Source organism: Rothia sp. CCM 9416, from assembly GCF_048513535.1.
In the GTDB taxonomy this organism is placed as follows: Bacteria; Actinomycetota; Actinomycetes; order Actinomycetales; family Micrococcaceae; genus Rothia.
In genome coordinates this window covers 1-16781 of sequence record NZ_JBLXXR010000020.1, presented here as the reverse complement: position 1 = coordinate 16781, position 16781 = coordinate 1, and the positions used below count along the sequence as shown (strand labels likewise).

The 16781-nt window shown below is 60.2% G+C and carries 17 protein-coding genes; 6 read left to right on the top strand and 11 right to left on the bottom strand.

The genetic code is table 11. The features are described 5' to 3' along the window. The first annotated feature begins 2 nt into the window (after positions 1 to 2). Positions 3 to 473: a pyrimidine dimer DNA glycosylase/endonuclease V gene (locus ACN080_RS08535; protein WP_419104754.1), complete on the top strand. Its 471-nt coding sequence runs from the start codon at positions 3 to 5 to the stop codon at positions 471 to 473. A 15-nt stretch (positions 474 to 488) separates the two neighbouring features. Further along, complete coding sequence (locus tag ACN080_RS08530; RefSeq protein WP_419099179.1) at positions 489 to 629, top strand: hypothetical protein; 141 nt, start codon at positions 489 to 491, stop codon at positions 627 to 629. 144 nt (positions 630 to 773) lie between these two features. Here ACN080_RS08530 and ACN080_RS08525 read toward each other — a convergent pair whose 3' ends face one another. The 3 genes from ACN080_RS08525 to ACN080_RS08515 all read right to left on the bottom strand — a co-directional run bounded on the left by ACN080_RS08525 (position 774) and on the right by ACN080_RS08515 (position 2808). Then, positions 774 to 1310: a GyrI-like domain-containing protein gene (locus ACN080_RS08525; protein ID WP_419110831.1), complete on the bottom strand. Its 537-nt coding sequence runs from the start codon at positions 1308 to 1310 to the stop codon at positions 774 to 776. Positions 1311 to 1416: 106 nt separating this feature from the next. After that, positions 1417 to 2295 carry a rhodanese-related sulfurtransferase gene (locus ACN080_RS08520; protein ID WP_419113544.1) on the bottom strand — a complete coding sequence of 293 codons (879 nt, stop codon included), beginning with the start codon at positions 2293 to 2295 and terminating at the stop codon, positions 1417 to 1419. Between the two features lie 69 nt (positions 2296 to 2364). Next, positions 2365 to 2808: a pyridoxamine 5'-phosphate oxidase family protein gene (locus ACN080_RS08515; protein WP_419099176.1), complete on the bottom strand. Its 444-nt coding sequence runs from the start codon at positions 2806 to 2808 to the stop codon at positions 2365 to 2367. Between the two features lie 305 nt (positions 2809 to 3113). On the opposite strand from ACN080_RS08515, the gene ACN080_RS08510 reads away from it, so the two are divergent. Next, entirely contained in the window at positions 3114 to 5723 is a 2610-nt protein-coding gene (locus ACN080_RS08510) for a DEAD/DEAH box helicase (protein WP_419113556.1), read from the top strand. Between the two features lie 39 nt (positions 5724 to 5762). Here ACN080_RS08510 and ACN080_RS08505 read toward each other — a convergent pair whose 3' ends face one another. The 6 genes from ACN080_RS08505 to ACN080_RS08480 all read right to left on the bottom strand — a co-directional run bounded on the left by ACN080_RS08505 (position 5763) and on the right by ACN080_RS08480 (position 9881). Further along, on the bottom strand, positions 5763 to 6176 hold the full coding sequence (locus ACN080_RS08505) for an Rv3654c family TadE-like protein (RefSeq protein WP_419113543.1): 414 nt from the start codon (positions 6174 to 6176) through the stop codon (positions 5763 to 5765). Further along, the gene (locus ACN080_RS08500) at positions 6173 to 6553 is read right to left on the bottom strand and encodes a TadE family type IV pilus minor pilin (RefSeq protein ID WP_419113542.1); all 381 of its coding nucleotides are present in this window, start codon (positions 6551 to 6553) and stop codon (positions 6173 to 6175) included. The genes ACN080_RS08505 and ACN080_RS08500 overlap by 4 nt, the downstream gene beginning before the upstream one ends. Before the next feature lie 4 nt (positions 6554 to 6557). Further along, entirely contained in the window at positions 6558 to 6821 is a 264-nt protein-coding gene (locus ACN080_RS08495; RefSeq protein WP_419113541.1) for a DUF4244 domain-containing protein, read from the bottom strand. 332 nt (positions 6822 to 7153) lie between these two features. Beyond that, positions 7154 to 7729, bottom strand: a complete 576-nt coding sequence (locus ACN080_RS08490; protein WP_419113540.1) for a type II secretion system F family protein — start codon at positions 7727 to 7729, stop codon at positions 7154 to 7156. Further along, positions 7729 to 8490 (bottom strand): type II secretion system F family protein, encoded by a 762-nt coding sequence (locus ACN080_RS08485; RefSeq protein WP_419113539.1) that lies wholly within the window; start codon positions 8488 to 8490, stop codon positions 7729 to 7731. Before ACN080_RS08485 ends, ACN080_RS08490 begins: the two co-directional genes overlap by 1 nt. Beyond that, a complete protein-coding gene (locus ACN080_RS08480; protein ID WP_419113538.1) occupies positions 8487 to 9881 on the bottom strand; it encodes a TadA family conjugal transfer-associated ATPase in 1395 nt (464 codons plus the stop codon). Before ACN080_RS08480 ends, ACN080_RS08485 begins: the two co-directional genes overlap by 4 nt. 337 nt (positions 9882 to 10218) lie before the next feature. On the opposite strand from ACN080_RS08480, the gene ACN080_RS08475 reads away from it, so the two are divergent. Beyond that, positions 10219 to 11991, top strand: a complete 1773-nt coding sequence (locus ACN080_RS08475; RefSeq protein WP_419113537.1) for a bifunctional 3'-5' exonuclease/DNA polymerase — start codon at positions 10219 to 10221, stop codon at positions 11989 to 11991. Positions 11992 to 12164: 173 nt separating this feature from the next. Here the strand turns inward: ACN080_RS08475 and ACN080_RS08470 are convergent, their stop codons facing one another. Continuing rightward, positions 12165 to 12935, bottom strand: a complete 771-nt coding sequence (locus tag ACN080_RS08470; RefSeq protein ID WP_419113536.1) for an NUDIX hydrolase — start codon at positions 12933 to 12935, stop codon at positions 12165 to 12167. Further along, positions 12928 to 13866 (bottom strand): endonuclease III, encoded by a 939-nt coding sequence (gene nth / locus ACN080_RS08465; RefSeq protein WP_419113535.1) that lies wholly within the window; start codon positions 13864 to 13866, stop codon positions 12928 to 12930. The genes ACN080_RS08470 and nth overlap by 8 nt, the downstream gene beginning before the upstream one ends. Before the next feature lie 160 nt (positions 13867 to 14026). On the opposite strand from nth, the gene acs reads away from it, so the two are divergent. Together acs and aroQ are read left to right on the top strand one after the other, a co-directional pair. Further along, on the top strand, positions 14027 to 15964 hold the full coding sequence (gene acs, locus ACN080_RS08460) for an acetate--CoA ligase (protein WP_419113534.1): 1938 nt from the start codon (positions 14027 to 14029) through the stop codon (positions 15962 to 15964). 162 nt (positions 15965 to 16126) lie between these two features. Then, the gene (aroQ, locus tag ACN080_RS08455) at positions 16127 to 16585 is read left to right on the top strand and encodes a type II 3-dehydroquinate dehydratase (protein ID WP_419110842.1); all 459 of its coding nucleotides are present in this window, start codon (positions 16127 to 16129) and stop codon (positions 16583 to 16585) included. Positions 16586 to 16781 lie beyond the last annotated feature (196 nt).

Here is a 16781-nt window from a genome sequence, read left to right as displayed (position 1 = left end):
CAGTGCGTATCTGGTCCATCACCCCTGCCCTGCTCGATGCCAAAGGCCTAGTCGCTTGCTGGCGTGAAACACTCTTGGCCCAAAAAGTCCTCCAAGGAAAAACACGCGGCTATACTCAGCACCCCCAGCTAGACCGCTTCAAAGCAAGCAATGATCCGCTGGCCTATATCTGCGCCTACCTGCACGGCCTTGCCGACGAAGCTGACACGCGCGGCTACTCCTTTAACCGCTCACTCCTGGTACTGCCCAGAGATAATAAGCTGGAAGAGCTAGAGGTCACCGAGGGACAGCTAGAATATGAGCTTGCTTTCCTTACCCACAAAGTCAAAGGGCGCTCCCCCGACTGGTTCGCCCAGCATTTCTCCACGCCACCGCCAGCATTACCCCACCCTCTTTTCAAGGCCGTACCGGGCGGTATAGAAACCTGGGAAAAAGTTAAAGAGGGAACTTCGCCTTCTTTTACCGACAAGTAAGCTAAAGTCTTTCTTATGGCTAATGTAGAAAAAATTGCCGAACTCGAAAAATCCATTACCGACTGGAAGCAAAAAGCAGCCAACGGCGGCCCCGCTTTCATCGAAGAGATTATTGCCCGGCTCGAAGAACAGCTGGCAGAGGAACGCAACTCGTAAGATAACCCACGGCATTACCGCCCCATCAGGGCACCGGTAAGACCTCATAGAAATACCTTCCGTGCTAGCGCACCGGAAGGTATTTCTCTTTCTAGGTTCTGTTCTCTCAGGGCAACTACCTTAGGCTAAGACTCAGAACTGCGACTATGCAGAGAGTCCGGTCACCGCCTGCCACAGGTACATGCGATAGTTCTGCCCCTGTATATCACCCGGCCCGTACACCTCTAGACACACACCGGTAGGGGTCAGGTTTTTAGAGGGGATAAAGGTCTGAGCCAGATAGTCAAAACCGGCCTTAATATGGGCAGGCGGAAGACCGGGCACCAGGGGCCCCTCCACCAGTACCGTAGCGTACATGGCACCGGGGACCACCACACCCGTCAGCCCCAAAGCCGCAACATCTTTAATACCCCCGGGAACAATAAACCCGGCAGTATAGGTCACCCCGGAATCGTCGGCATCTGGCATGAGCACGCCCACCCGCTGAAGCTTCTCCACAGCCGCCAACCGCTGGGCAGCCAGCTGAGCCTCAGCCTCTGTCTCGCCGGCACCCAAATGATCATAGAGTTTCTTCCACCACAGCGAGAAATCGCTCGTCTGCCTAGCCGGCTCGGTCACGCCCGCCACCATAAAGGTCCCATACTCAATCAGGGCTGTCTCATACGTCTGCTCTGCTGTCATGGCTCACTACTCTAATACCCCAGCACCAGAGCACACAAAAGGGGCCGGGCAAAAGGTCGATGCCTCTTGACCCAGCCCCTAGCCCACGCTTGAATAGGTAAAAGTCTTAGCCGCTCACGCTCTCAAACTGGGCCAGTGCCTTGGTCTCGCACTCGGGGCACAGCAGAACCAGGTCGCGGTTACCGTCCACATCGAGGTTGACAAAGCTATTAGCAGGAGCCTGGCAGTGCTCGCACTCACCAATAGTTACGGTATCGGGCGAGAACTCCACGCGCTGACGCTTGTCAAAGACGTACAGAGAGCCTTCCCATAGCCCCGAGTCACCAAACTTTTCGCCGTAGCGCACGATGCCGCCGTCAATCTGGTAAATCTCCTTGAAACCCCGGTTCTTCATGAGGGCGGAGAGAATCTCACAGCGAATACCGCCGGTGCAGTAAGTAACAACCGGCTTGTCCTTGAGATAATCGTACTTACCCGACTCAATCTCCTGGATAAAATCGTGGGTGGTCCGCACATCGGGCACCACAGCGTTCTTAAACTTGCCAATCTTAGCTTCAAAGGCATTACGCCCATCGAAGAAGACAACCTCATCGCCACGTTCTTCAACCAGCTGGTTAACCTCTTCGGGCTTCAGGTGGACACCGCCACCCACTACACCGTTCTCGTCAACCACAAGTTCATCGGGGGCACCGAAAGCAACAATCTCCTTGCGGGCCTTGACCGACAGGCGGGGGAAATCAGCGGAACCACCATCGGACCACTTCAGTTCCAGCTTCTCAAAGCCGGGGTACTGGCGGGTCGTCTTACCGTACTGTTTGAGGGCGTTAACATCGCCGCCCAAAGTCCCATTAATGCCGTGCTTGGAGATGAGGATACGGCCGGTTAGGCCAAGCTTCTCGCACAGGGCGCGCTGCCACAGCATGACAGCCTTGGGGTCGGTTACGGGTGCAAAGCAGTAATAGAGGATAATTCGTTCTTGAGCCACGCACCCATTCTAGTTCTTCTTGGCCTAGTCTGCCCGATACCACCGGGCAGATAAGCCATAAAAGATGAGCTAGGACCCCAGGCGGAAGCGCCGCCCCGTCATGGACACCGGAGTTAGCTCCACCAGTTCCAGCTTCTGGCTATCAAGCCAGGGTTCCAGGTTGAGCTTGCCGACGTAGTCAATCTCGCGGCTATCAGTCAGGAGGCGGGCCCGGGCAAACACATTCACTGAGTGCGCGCTCTTGCCCTCAACCCGGTCAAACTGTAGGGTCACTTTTTCATCAAGTAAGAGCTGGGTAAGCTTGCTACCGGCTGCCGTGCGGAAGAAAATCTTAACCCCGTCCGTCACAATATTCAGCGGGGTAATGTGCACGAAGCCCTCCTCGCCTACTGTGCCCAAACGAGCAAAACGAGTGCCTTGGATCAAATCCCACACCTGCTCATCGGTGAGCACGGTAACCACAGGCTCCTCAGGAGCTGACTGCTGACCCTTAATGTTCATTGGAATACTCATAACTCCCATTATTCCAGTTCTATAGCATAGCTCACAGCCTTTACGCCCGGTTGGCGGGATAAAGGTCAGGCACAGGGGCTCTTGGTTTGCTCTGGGCAGCTCCCCACCATGCTCAGCGCCAGTCACCTCTGCCCTCAACAAGAGGTAGGAACACAGTACAGGCAGACAGGACAGGTCTGGAAAACAGCAGCAACAGGCCAGGCAATAAACCACCGACCAAGCGGTGCCATAATAGGGATGTGCCTACCCAAACCCCGCAGGAAAGCCCCGGCTCACGGGCACCCGCCCCCCAAGAGCTCTTACTCGTGCTGGAACAGCTTGGTCTGACCGAGCTCCCTGCACAGGTCAGGCATGTGCGCACCCTGCCAGCCCAAGAGGCACAGACCAGCCCCTGGCCGAGCTGGGCCCACCCCGCTGTCGTTGAGGCCTTCCAATCTTTGGGCGTGGATGAGCCCTACCTGCACCAAGTCCAGGCAGCCACCCTTGCCCACGATTCCTCCGGTAGCAGGCACGTCATTCTTGCAACGGGCACAGCCTCCGGCAAGTCACTGGCCTATCAGCTCCCCGTGCTCGATGCCCTCTACCGGGGCGAACACGAATATCAGGGAACCGGCTTTGATACCGGCAGGGCAACAGCCCTCTATCTCTCGCCCACCAAGGCGCTAGCTGCCGACCAGCTCTCTTCCTTACGAGCTCTTAACCTGCCAGGGATTGCGGTAGAGGCCTACGACGGGGACACCCCACGCGAAGACCGCCGCTTTATCCGCGAGCGCGCCCATCTGGTCCTGGCTAATCCGGATATGCTTCATCACGCTATTTTGCCTAACCATGCCCGGTGGGCGACTTTTCTGCGCAAGCTCAAATATGTGGTGGTTGATGAGGCGCACGGCTACCGGGGTGTTTTTGGGGCGCACGTCTCTCTTGTGGTGCGGCGGCTGCGCCGAATCTGCCGTCATTACGGTGCTACTCCCGTTTTTATTGGGGCTTCTGCTACCAGTGCGGAACCTGCCGAGTCTTTTGCTCTCCTCACTGGGTCGCGCCCTCAGGCGGTCACTGCAATTACCCGGAGCACCGCACCCAGAGGATCCACACAGGTGCTTCTGTGGGAGCCTGAGTTCACTGAGCCTGACACGGTTCGTGACCGGCTAGCGGCTCCAACTAGACAACCGGCGGGTGCGGGCGAAAACGGTGCCCCGGTCCGCAAATCAGTTATCGGTCAGGTAGCAGAGATGATGGCTGACCTGGCGGTCAGTCGCACCCGAACCATCGCCTTTATTAAGTCCCGGCGCGGGGCAGAAGCCATAGCGCAAACGGCCGGGCGCTACCTCGATGAGGTAGAGCCGGGTCTCTCCGAACGCATAGCCGCCTACCGGGCAGGCTACCTGCCCGAGGAACGTCGTGCACTGGAAATCGGTCTGAGGCGGGGGCACATACTGGGTATTGCCAGCACTTCTGCCCTGGAGCTGGGCATAGATATTGCCGGGCTGGATGCCGTGCTCGTAGCCGGCTGGCCGGGGACCCGGGCTTCCTTCTACCAGCAGATCGGGCGGGCAGGACGAGCCGGGCAGGACAGCTTTGCAGTGCTCATCGCCAGCGAAGACCCCCTAGATACCTACCTGGTCCACCACCCCGAGGACATCTTTGACCAGGGTGTTGAAAAGACTGTCTTTGACCCACACAACCCCTACGTCCTGAGTCCCCATCTGTGTGCGGCAGCCGCTGAGATTCCCCTGCGCAGGGAAGAACTACCCATCTTTGGGACTAGCACCGAGCGGCTTTTGGAAAGCCTGGTCTCCCGAGGCTACCTGCGCCAGCGGGCTACCGGCTGGTTCTGGACCCACCCAGAGCAGGCCAGCGACCTGGTAAATCTGCGCGGTGGTGGCGCTCCCCTGCATATCGTGGAGAGCGACACCGGAAGTGTTATCGGCACCATGGACCGGGCACAATCCCACTCCCAGGGCCACCCCGGTGCGATTTACACGCACCAGGGTAAAACTTTCCTGGTAGAAGATTTAGATGAGGAGAAGGGGGTTATCACCGTAACAGCGGCCAACCCCGACTACTACACCCAGGCCCGGGACGTCACCGAGGTCGCCGTACTGGCAACAGAAAAGTCTCTCCAGCAGGGGCAGGTGAGCCTGAACTTTGGCCAGGCGCGGGTACGTTCTCAGGTGGTGAGCTACCAGAAGAAAAGCCTGGTGGGGCAACAGGTTTTAGGGGACGAGCCTTTGGAACTAGAGCCCCAGCTCCTCCAGACCCGCGCCATCTGGTGGTCCATGCCCGCTTCGCTACTCCAGGCAGCGGGTATCCATGAGAAGGATATCCCCGGCGCGCTTCACGCAGCTGAGCATGCCGCTATTGGCCTGCTCCCCCTGGTGGCAACCTGTGACCGGTGGGATATCGGCGGGCTTTCAACAGCCTTCCATATAGACACTGAGTTGCCCACCATTTTCGTCTACGACGGCCACCCCGGAGGGGCGGGTTTTGCCGAGCGTGGTTTTGAGCGGGTAACCCACTGGCTCCGCGCAACCCTGGACACCATTCTGGCCTGCGAGTGTGAGCTGGGCTGCCCCTCCTGCGTGCAGTCCCCCAAATGCGGTAACCGCAATGAACCGCTCCACAAGAAGGGAGCCGCACAGTTATTAGCTTCCCTGCTAGTAGAAGCCGGGGAACTCACCGAACAGCAAGGTGCCGATCTACTGGGTGCAGTGGCTCACCCCGGTACTGACGAACCTGGCAGAAGCAGCAACCCGAACCGAACTACGGCACCGAACCGAACTACAGCACCGGGTCGAGCAAGCGCGCTCTCTCAGGCAAGCACACCAGATCAGCTACCTCCGCTTGAGCAAAGTCACCGAGAGCTCACCGTCACGGAGTCTCTGACCGGCCACAAGGATAATGGTGACCCCTTCTAAAGGGTTTACCGGTACTGAGCTAATCGCGGTGACCGGTACCTAAGAACCACTTAGCCCGGGTGGGCCAGCCCTAGAAATACCCTGGGCTGGCCCCAGAAAGGCGAAGGGGCCAGCAATATCGACCGAGGTGCGGATATCCGCTGTACCGGCCAGGCCCGGTGGAAGGGCGCAGGCCACCAGGTTGACCCGGTTAGCCTGAGCTACCTCCTGGGCTCTATCGCAGGGATCCCCCGAGGTCAGCCCGCGAGCGGCATCGGCAGCGGCTAGAGCCGCCAGGTCAGCGGCCTGGGCCGCCCGGTGGTTAGCCGCTAGGACGCCTATGAGCCCGGCGCAGGTAATCCCCACCATGAGCAGGGCGCACACCATACCCACCACCGACAGGCTCCCGCTCCCCCGCTCGGGGGAATCCCCGAGCGGGCGGGAAACATGACGGCCTGCGCAGGGGCGGGTCACGGAATTTCACCGCCCTGAGCCCTAGGTTCGGTAAGAGCCCAGGCATCGGTATTCAGCTGCCACCCACTGATCTTTCCAATGAGTCCCGGCGCTGGCCTACTCACGCTCACACGGGTCATGTCATCCTGCTGGCCGATAGTAACCCTAGCCTCCGGCTCAACATCCTGGACGATACGGATTACCGTCTGTGAGTCTTCACCGCGTGCGGCGGCACGGGCACCCAGGCGGGCCCCCTCTTCCAGCCGCAGCTGGATCATGCCGGTGGCGGCAGCACCCAGAACCAGGGCAAGAATGAAAACCACAGCGGGCAAGGCCACAGCGAACTCTGCGGTAGTCGAGCCCCGTTGGCCCTCGGTGCGGTCAAGGGTAGCGGGCATGAGGCTAGGCCCCCGTTGAGAGTGCTGTTTGAACGATATTCAGGAGCATCTGCCGGACTTCATCAGATTTGAGGATAACCACTAGCAGGCCGGCAAAGCCCACGGCTGCTAGCATGACGATGCCGTATTCAGCAGTGGTGGCGCCAGCCTCAGGGTTATCAAGGCCAGCATGAACTAGCTCGCCGGTAAGCGCTTCATCAGCGCCCGCAGGCTCCATCCGATGCTGTTCCGTCTTAGCGCGGTCCCGAGGTGCAGAAAAACGTGACATGTTCTATCTCCTTGTCAGAGTCAGTGGGCTAGATTCTCTAGACCATGCGTTTTTGTTGCCCGATCAGAACCCGGGGGCAAGGGGTGCGGATACCGTTGGAAAAGAAGCAGGTCCTGACCGGGTGCCTCTAGCCTGCTCCCGCTCACGCACCGGGTAAAGGCTCATTCACCCCTGTGGATAGACCACTACTCCCCCGGCGCGTCGCTCTGCCCACCTAGCTCTCAAGGGTTCTTCCTACTCGCCCGGCGAATTGGTGTTCCCAAGACACTGTGTAACGCGCATTTTTCTCTTAAGCAGGCACCTGTGAACACCGCCCCAACCCCACCGGTTTCTTAGAAGAGGGTCGGTAAAAGCGCTATCAGCACGGGGATTACCCCCAGACAGATAAAAGCGGGCAGGGAACAAGCCCCCAGGGGAACCACCAGTTTGACAGCTAGCCGGGCCGCAGATTTTTCGTGTTGCCGTTGCCGGTGCCTGCGCTGGCGGTCGGCCAGCACCCTCACGAGTTGGGCGCTGGGCGCACCTGTTTCTAGGGCCATACCCAGACAGTCACGCACCGGTGCCAGCCCCTCCGGTCTACTCTTGCCCCAGGCTTGCTCCCAGTGGGCACCGGCGTAGAGCTTAGCAACCACCGCTGCTAGTTCGGTGCGGTACCGCCCCTGCTCAAGCTGGCTGAGCTGTTCCAACACAGCGGGTACAGAGAGCCCCGCGGTGAGCATCGTGGCCGCCAGGTCCAGGTAGAGGGCGGGGCTAAGAGCAGGCAAGCCCGACTCCTTATTGCCTGCAGGAACCGGCGGGCGCGGACCTCCCTGTTCTTGCGCCTCCGTCTTCTTTCTGCCGCCGAGCACCCAGAGCAGGCCAGCAGACAAGAGGCAGAGCAGGCTCAGACAGAAAACCAGCAGCACCACTAGAGCTCACCCCCTTCCGCACGCCCAATCAGCCGGGAAGTCCACCGGCTCCCCGCGTAGGCTAGGCCCAGACCGGTTAGTCCCACCAGGGCACCGCCAAAGGAACCGAGTAGAACACCCAGAGGGTCGGTACCCATGATGATGCCCAAGCCCAGCCCCAGAGCGGGTAACCAGGACAGGATCCGTCCCGTTGCCTTGGGACCACTCAAAGCGGTTTCTCGCTGTTGACGTAGGTCGATTTCCGTCTCGTAGTAGCGGGCCAGTCTCTCAAAAACTGAAGCAAGAGAAGCGCCGGTTGTTTGCCCCACCTGCCAGCAGGCGGCCAGAGCTACCACACCATCCCGCACAGATTCCCGGTAGTCAGCAGTACCAGGGTGCAGGCATGCCGGGCCCAGCGGAAGCCCTTTCTGGGCGGCCTCGGTACAGCACTCAAAGAGGTCCACCATATCGGCCAGGGCGCGGGCAAGATCCTCGTCCTGCCAACGCTCTGCGCCCCAACGCGCCACTGGCCTCATGCTCGCTATTCGGGTACGGGTTTCTTCTAATGAACTAGCCAGGTTCCGGCCTACCATAGCGCAGGCAAAGGCCGGCGAACAGCCTGCCTTAAGCAGGGCCGCCATTCGCCAGATAGCGTCAGGCCAAAGCTCTAACTCATCCAGAGAGGGTTTGTTTCCCCGGCGCGCCCTCAGAACCAGGTGAGTTAAGCGGGTTTCCAGCCCTCCTAGAGGGCCGGGCAGGGTGCTGGCCGGTCCTGTTTTCATCGGTATTCCCCCAGGCCGGCTGCAGCTTTAAGGCCGCTCGCCTCGGGGTGCCACAGCAGAAAACTGCCCCGGCGGCGAGCTTCCACTGTACACACCGGCTCTACCAGCAGGGCACCTGCACTCCCCCGCAGCCGGTAGACACCGCGCACGAGCCGTTGCCCTTTATCCCGCTCCAGGTGAATAAGATAGTCCAGAGCAGTCTGGGCTTGCAGGGCCACAGCCTCCTGGCTCACCCCCGCTAAAGCCCCCATGGCATAGAGGCGGGCAGGTACAGCGTCGGCAGAGTTGGCGTGTAGGGTGCTCCCGCTCCCGGAGTGGCCGGTGTTCATGGCGGTCAGCATGTCCATGACCTCAGCCCCACGGCATTCCCCCACCACCAGGCGACTCGGGCGCATACGCAGGGCCTGGCGAATCAGCTCGTCCAGCCCCACGGCACCGCGCCCTTCGGCATTAGCTACCCGCGCTTGCAGGCTCACCGTATGGGGGTGCTCCAGATGTAGTTCGGCAGTGTCCTCCACCAGCACCAGCCGCTCATGGTCAGGGGCCTCCTGCAAGAGGGCCCGCAGAAGCGTGGTCTTACCGCTGCCGGTTCCCCCGCTCACCACCAGGTTGGCACGACTTTTCACCAGGTAGCGCAAGAGCTGTTCTAAGTCCTTACCCATCATGCCTTTCTCACGGAGCTGGCGCAGTTCGTAGCGGCGCTCGCCTTGAAGACGGATAGAAAGTAGGGTCCCGCTTTGGCTGAGCGGTGGCAGAATCGCGTGGACGCGTGCACCCTGAGCGGTCTGGACGTCGGCGGCGGGGTAGGCATCATCTAGGCGGCCTCCTGCGGCCAGAATGAGGCGGGTGGCCAGTGCCCGCACGTCCTTGTCGTGCTCAAAGGTGATGTTTGAGCGGTGTAGGCTGCCTGCTGCTTCGTACCAGACCCGGTGCGGGCCGTTGACAAAAATATCGGTGAGTTCGTCAATGTTCAGGAGCTCTTCGAGGGGCCCTATCCCGGTGAGTTCGGCTTTGAGGCGGGCACCTGCTTGGGGTGCTATCTCGCGCTGGGGTTCACCTGCTGAGGTGGTTTTTTCGGCTTTTTCTTGTTCGTCCAGGACCGTATCAATGAGGCCCTGTAAGCGGGCGGGGTCGGTCATGGCCTCTAGGCTCAGGCTGTCGGCGGTGAGCTGTTCACCTGGTTTATCTGCGTTTTGTTCCACCGGGGACTGGTTCCGCGCTTTGGGTTCTTCCCCGGGGTTTTCCCGCTTTGGGCCGGGTAGTTGGGCCATGTCTTGGGGCTCTAGGTCAAAGAAGCGGCTGCGTGCTTTGCGGACAAGGATTTGGATCTGGTCGTCAGGGGCGGTGTCAGCGCCCACCCGTTCGTCTGTAGTTTTAGCTGGTGAAGGCATGATTTACCTCTGGGTTCAGCCCTACCCGCTTCTTTTCCTGCCCTCTTTATGCCACAGATAAAGCGCCAGGTCTAGCCCCGCCTGGCAGGCTGTGGATAAACCGGGGGCGATGCCCAGAGTTCAGTGCTGTGTCTGCCAACTGGCTTGGGGCTGGCGTTTAAGGGATGTTGGCAGAGACAGCACTGGGGTCAGGTGGGTGGCTTGAATTGCGCTGTGTGCGCTAGCTAACCGGGCAAGAGGGAGGCTTGCCGGTCTACCTACCCAAACGTACGGTGTGTTCGGGTCTGGCGCTGAGCCAGGGTTGAGCCGTGTTTTGGGCAGACCCCATAATAGAAGAATGTATATAGTGCTCGGCCCCGTAGCTACCCCGAATCGGGGGGATAGCTGGGAGGCTATAACTCTCAGCGATACCGGTGCCGGTAGCCGCCGCACTTTCCCCCGCGCTAAGCTCCCTGATTTTATTAGGGCGGTGGAGGGCCAGAACCCGCACCGGACTATTCGTTGGACGTGGGCTGATTCGCGTCTGGTGATGCCTCAGCTCTTGACTGCGGGGGTGTCGCCGGCGTCCTGTCATGATCTGCGGCTGGCTCAGCGGATTCTTGTTACGGCGGCTTCTAATGCGCAGAACGCGATGAGCTATACCCCTACTCTTGATGTGGAGCGGCTGGTCCCTGAGCCTGCTGGGGTGATGCCTGCGCGTCAGCCCATGGAGGGGCAGGGTTCCCTGTTTGATGATGAGTTGGCCGGTTCTTCTCTGGCCAGGAAGGCTCCGCAGGAGCCGAGTGCCCAGGCTTTGGCCGCTGAGCTGACGGCCCAGCGTGCGGCTGTGGCGACTTCCCCTCACCCTTCGCGTTTGGCTCTGCTGTTGGCCGCTGAGTCTCAGGGGGCGCTGATTGCCGCTGAGATGAAGCACTGGGGTATGCCCTGGAACCGTGCTATCCACGAGAAGATTCTGGAGCACGAGTTGGGCCCCCGCCCGGCGGGGTATGACCGGCCCTCTAAGATGGAGGCTCTTGCCGCCCGTATCCGTGAGGAGCTGGGGGCGCCCCATCTGAACCCTGATTCGCCCCAGGATGTGCTCAAGGCTTTGCAGGCCGCTGGGCATTCGGTCACGACTACCCGTAAGTGGGAGCTGACTGAGTGGGCTAATGCGGTGCCGCACCTGCGTGAGGATCGCTGGCAGGTGGTGCGGCCTTTGCTGGCTTATAAGCGGTTGGCTCGGCTTTACACGGCTAATGGCTGGAATTGGCTTGATGCCTGGGTCAGTGACAACCGCTTTTACCCTAGCTATGAGGTGGGTTCGGCGGCTACGGGTCGTTGGGGTGGGCATGGCGGGGGTGCCATGCAGATCCCTAAGGACGTGCGTCCTGCTGTTCGTGCTGAGGAGGGCATGATCCTTACGGTGGCCGATGCCGCGCAGATTGAGCCGCGTATCTTGGCGGTGATGAGCGGGGATCGTGCGCTGGCTCTTGCGGGGCGGGGTAGGGACCTGTACCTGGGGATAGCTCAGATTGGTGAGCGCACCGGTAGTGTGCTGAATGACCGCCCCCACGCTAAGGTTGCCTTACTGGGCGCTATGTACGGGGCTACTAGCGGTGAGGCGGGCCAGCTCATGCCGCACCTGAAAAAGATGTTCCCGCAGGCTATAGCTTTGACAGAGCGGGCCGCCGCTCTTGGTATGCGCGGTGGGCAGGTGAGCACTTATTTGGGGCGTACTTCCCCTGCGCCTTCGGCCACCTGGTTTCAGGCTCAGCGCAGTCAGGGTACCGCTGCCGATGAGCGTGCCGCTCTCTCTGCGGCCCGCGCGCAGAGCCGGTTTACCCGCAACTTCCTTATTCAGGGTACTGCCGCTGAGTGGGCTCTTATCTGGATGGCACAGATTCGCCGGCGTCTACGTACCGAACGCCGTTTTGGGCGGCGTTTGCAGTCGCGCCTGGTCTATTTTTTGCACGATGAGATTATGCTTTACGGCCCGGTGGGTGAGGCGGCTCTCTGCACGAAAATTGTGCGGGAGTCGGCGCAGACCGCTGCCGAACTGATTTTTGGGAAGACGGATGTGGAGTTCCCGGTAACGGTTGTGACCACGGATGACTATTCCACCGCCAAGTAGCTCGGTCGTCGTAGCTGGTATGACTGTTAGCTGGCTTGGGGCTGGCGTTTAAGGGCGCTAACGCGGCACATGGTATCAAAGCCAGCAGATGGTGTTCCCGTTAGCTGGCTCGGGGCTGGCGTTTAAGGGCGCTAACGGGAACACCGTCTGCGGGGTTATAAATTACCGATCTTCTAGGTGTGGTCTTCCCGCGTCTGTTCCCTGTCCCAGGGTTCTTCCCAGCCCAGTTCTTCAAAGACCCGGGAGAGCAAAATCCCGGTAAAGCCCCAGATGGTGAAGTTCTGGTCCGCGTTGGTTACGTCAAAGGCCGGTGACTTATGGGTGGTTCTGCCCCGGCGCACAGTGGCGGTGTGGCGGTTAGCTGGGTCGAGCAGGTCAGCGACCGGCACACGCACCACTAGGGCTGATTCTTCCCTGTCGACTGCTTGCACGGGGGTGGGTAAATCCCACCAGCCCAGTACAGGTGTGACCCGGTAGTTGCTGACTGGTAGGTCGATGGGTGGGAGTTGCCCGAGCAGGCGCACTCCGCTGGCATCTAGCCCGGTTTCTTCGACGGCTTCACGGAGGGCTGCTACCTGTTCTACTGTCTGGCCGGTTTTCTTCGCCTGGTCGTAGTCTTCGGGGTCGATGCGCCCACCGGGTAGGGCTGGTTGCCCGGCGTGATGGCGTAGCCCGTCGGAGCGTACTAGTAGCAGCAGGTCCAGGTCGCTGGTGACGGTGGGGCAGGTGCGGTGGTGGGCTGGCGCGGTGTCGAGCAAGCCAAAGAGTAGGAGTACGGCGGCGGGTTTGATGGTGTGGGGGTCAATTGCGCCGATGTTCCAGTTTTCCCTCTGTTTGACAAGGGCGGGGGCCCTGTAGGCCAGGTCTGTGAGCTGGGTTAGGGCGGGGTGTTCTCCCGCTTCTGACGCAGGAATCTGGTTGGGAGCTTGCGGGTTTTTAGGCACTGAGTGAGTACCCTTCTGCTCGCAGCTGGCGGCGGGTGGCTCCCTGGAGGAAACGTAGGTGTAGGCGCTCACGGCCCGGTGCCATCTCGTATTTGAGGAGTTTGGCGGCTTTGGTTTGGTCTGTTTCGCCGGTGCCGTAGGCGGGGCAGAGGTCAGCTACGGGGCAGGCTCCGCAGGCTGGTTTTTGGGAGTGGCAGATGCGCCGCCCGTGGTAGACCAGCCTGTGGGAGAGCTGGGTCCAGTCTTTGGGTTCAAAGAGTTCTGCTACCGCCTGCTCTACTTTGGTGGGGTCTTCTTGGTCGGTGAATCCGAGCCTGCGGGAGAGCCTGCCAAAGTGGGTGTCTACGGTGATGCCTGGCTTGCCAAAGGCGTTGCCGAGCACTACGAATGCGGTTTTTCGGCCCACGCCGGGGAGTTTGACCAGGTCTTCAAGCTTGCCCGGCACTTCCCCTTTGTGTTCAGCTACAAGTTGGGCGGCCAGGTTGACGATTGATTTGGCTTTGGAGCGGTAGAAGCCTAGGGGTCGCACCATGTCTTCGATGTCTTCGAGTCGGGCGGTTGCTAGGGCCTGGGCGTCGGGGTAGCGGGCGAAGAGTTCGGGGGTGGTGGCGTTGACGCGCACGTCGGTGGTTTGGGCTGAGAGTACGGTGGCGATCAGGAGCTGGTAGGGGTTATCGAAGTCTAGTTCTGCGACGGCGTAGGGATAGGTTTGGCCCAGGATGCGGTTGATTTTGCGGGCGCGGCGGGTGCGGGCTAGGGGGCTTTCTGCCTGGTTTGTGGCGGTGGCGCGGGCGCGTTTGCGGGCGGCTGCCTCGGCGACTGGGGTGGGAACGGTGCGGATTTCTAGGAGCTGGCGCTCGGTATCGGTGGGGGGTGCGGGTTCCTGGTCTATAGCTGTTGCGGATGCTGGTGTCTTCTTGGACTGGGGCATACCTAGAGATTACCCGTAGAAGCGACAAGCTGATGTTCGGTGTCAGTTCGCTCAACACGAACCTTAAATTTGTGACATAAACTACAGATGCGCTATTGTTGGGGAGAAAACCACAATGTGGCCTAAGTCTATGACGCCACACACAGAGGAAGGCATATTGATGACCGACACCCAGGACGTCTTTGCACCCAGCCCCGAATTCTCAGCCCAGGCCAACGCCCAGCCCGGCATCTACCAAGAAGCCACGGAAAAAGGCCCCGAATTCTGGGCGGAACAGGCTCGTGACCTGCTGACCTGGTACAAGCCCTTCACCCAAACCCTCGACTGGTCCACCCCTCCCTTCGCCAAGTGGTTTGCCGACGGCGAGCTCAACGCCTGCTACAACGCCGTAGACCGCCACGTTGAAAACGGCCTGGGCGAGCGCACCGCCCTGCTCTTTGAGGGCGAGCCCGGCGACACCGCCTCCTACACCTACGCCCAGCTCAAAGACCAGGTATCCCGCGTAGCCAACGGCCTAGAATCTCTTGGCGTGACCAAGGGTGACCGTGTAGCCATCTACCTGCCCATGATTGCCGAAGCTGTGATTGCTATGCTGGCCTGCGCCCGCATCGGTGCCGTCCATTCGGTAGTATTTGGCGGCTTCTCGGCGGATGCCTTGCGTTCCCGTATCGAAGACGGAGAGGCCAAGCTGGTTATCACCGCCGACGGCTCCTACCGCCGTGGTAAGCCTTCTATGCTCAAACCCGCCGTCGATGCCGCCCTAGAAAAGGGGGGCTCCAGCGTCGAGCACGTCCTTGTTGTTCAACGCAACGGTGAGGAGATCAGCTGGGTGCAAGGCCGCGATGTCTGGTGGCACGAGCTGAGCGCTGAGCAGTCCACCGAGCACACTCCCTCACGCCAGAACGCCGAGGATCCCCTCTTTATCCTCTACACCTCCGGTACCACAGGTAAGCCCAAGGGTATTCTGCACACCACCGGTGGCTACCTGACCCAGGGCGCTTTTACCCACAGGAACATCTTTGACCTCAAGCCTGAGACAGATGTCTACTGGTGCACCGCAGATGTTGGTTGGGTAACCGGCCACTCCTATGTTGCCTACGCTCCTCTGGTCAACGGCGCCACCCAGGTCATTTACGAGGGCACTCCCGATGCCCCGCACCGTGGCCGCTTCTGGGAGATTGTGCAAAAGTACGGTGTGAGCATCATGTATACCTCCCCCACCGCTATCCGCACCATGATGAAGTGGGGTGAGGACATTCCCGCCAAGTACGACCTGAGCTCCCTGCGCGTACTGGGTACCGTGGGTGAGGCTATTAACCCCGAGGCCTGGCGCTGGTTCCACCGGGTCATTGGTGGGGGCAACTGCCCCATCGTTGATACCTGGTGGCAGACTGAGACCGGGGCCATCATGGTCTCCCAGCTCCCCGGTATTACCGTGGCTAAGCCCGGTAGCGCCCAGCAGCCTATCCCCGGTATCACCATTGACGTGGTCGATGATCTGGGCGAGTCCCTGCCCAACGAACAGTCCGGCTTTCTAACCATTCGGGAGCCCTGGCCCTCTATGCTCCGCACCATCTGGGGCGATGATGACCGTTTTGTCGATACCTACTGGTCTCGTTTTGAGAGCATGTACTTTGCCGGTGACGGCGCTAAGCGCGACACTGACGGTGACCTGTGGGTACTGGGCCGTGTGGACGATGTCATGAACGTATCGGGCCACCGCCTCTCCACCCCCGAGATTGAGTCGGCCCTGGTTTCACACCCGGCTGTTGCCGAGGCCGCCGTTGTCGGCGCTAGCGACGAAACCACAGGCCAGGCCGTCATGGCCTTCGTCATTCTCAACGACGAGGCTAAGGCAGCAGGCTACGACGATGCTGAGCTGGCCGAGCAGATTCGCGCCCATGTGGGTGTGGAGATTTCACCCATCGCCAAGCCCAAGCGAGTGCTCATCGTGGAGGACCTGCCCAAGACCCGGTCGGGTAAGATTATGCGCCGCCTGCTCAAGGACGTAGCCGAGGACCGCCCGGTCGGTGACACCACCACCCTGGCTGATCCCACGGTCATGGAGTCCATTGAGGCTAACTTTAAGAAGAGCTAGCCCGGCTAATCCCCTGAGCCTGTTTCCAAGGCTCAGGGCTGGGGCGACTACCGTAGCCCGGTGAAACCCAGAAAAAATATTTACTCTAGGTCCGCCTCTTGTTTACCTGCAACCGAGCAGATAAACAGGGGGCGGGCCCTTTTATGTGAAAAACTAGAACCTATGGCACATAGACAGACTGCATCCAAGCTCATTTCCGTTATCAACGGACCCAACCTCAACCTCTTGGGAGCGCGTAAGCCCGAGGTCTACGGGCACACCACCCTGGCGGATATTGAGGCCACCTTGCGCCAGCAGGCTGCGGAGCTGGGTTTTGAGCTGAGCTTTATGCAGTCCAACCATGAGGGCGACCTGGTGGACGCTATCCAGGCAGCAGGCACCCAAGCAGCCGGGATCATCATTAACCCGGCAGCCTACACCCACACCTCTCTTGCCCTGCACGATGCCTTGGAGGCCGCCGAGCTACCGGTGGTGGAGGTTCACCTGTCCAATGTGCATAAGCGAGAGCCTTTCCGCCACCGTTCTTTTGTTTCTCCGCAAGCAACCGCTGTAATTACCGGTGCCGGTGCCCAGGGCTACGAACTGGCCTTGACCTTTTTAGAACGGCAGTTGAGGAAGTAGCCTCATAGGCCCTGGGCGCTACCTCTTACCCGCTTCTGGCACAGGCTAGCCTACCTAGACGGCACACTGGCCGGTTGCGACCGCAAGAGAGCCAGAGTGCACCTGGCTGAGCGCCTCCAGCAGAATCGATGAAGGAATAGCGTAACCGGTCTGGCCCTGGGTGGATTTAGCAAAAATCATGGCCATGACCTGACCA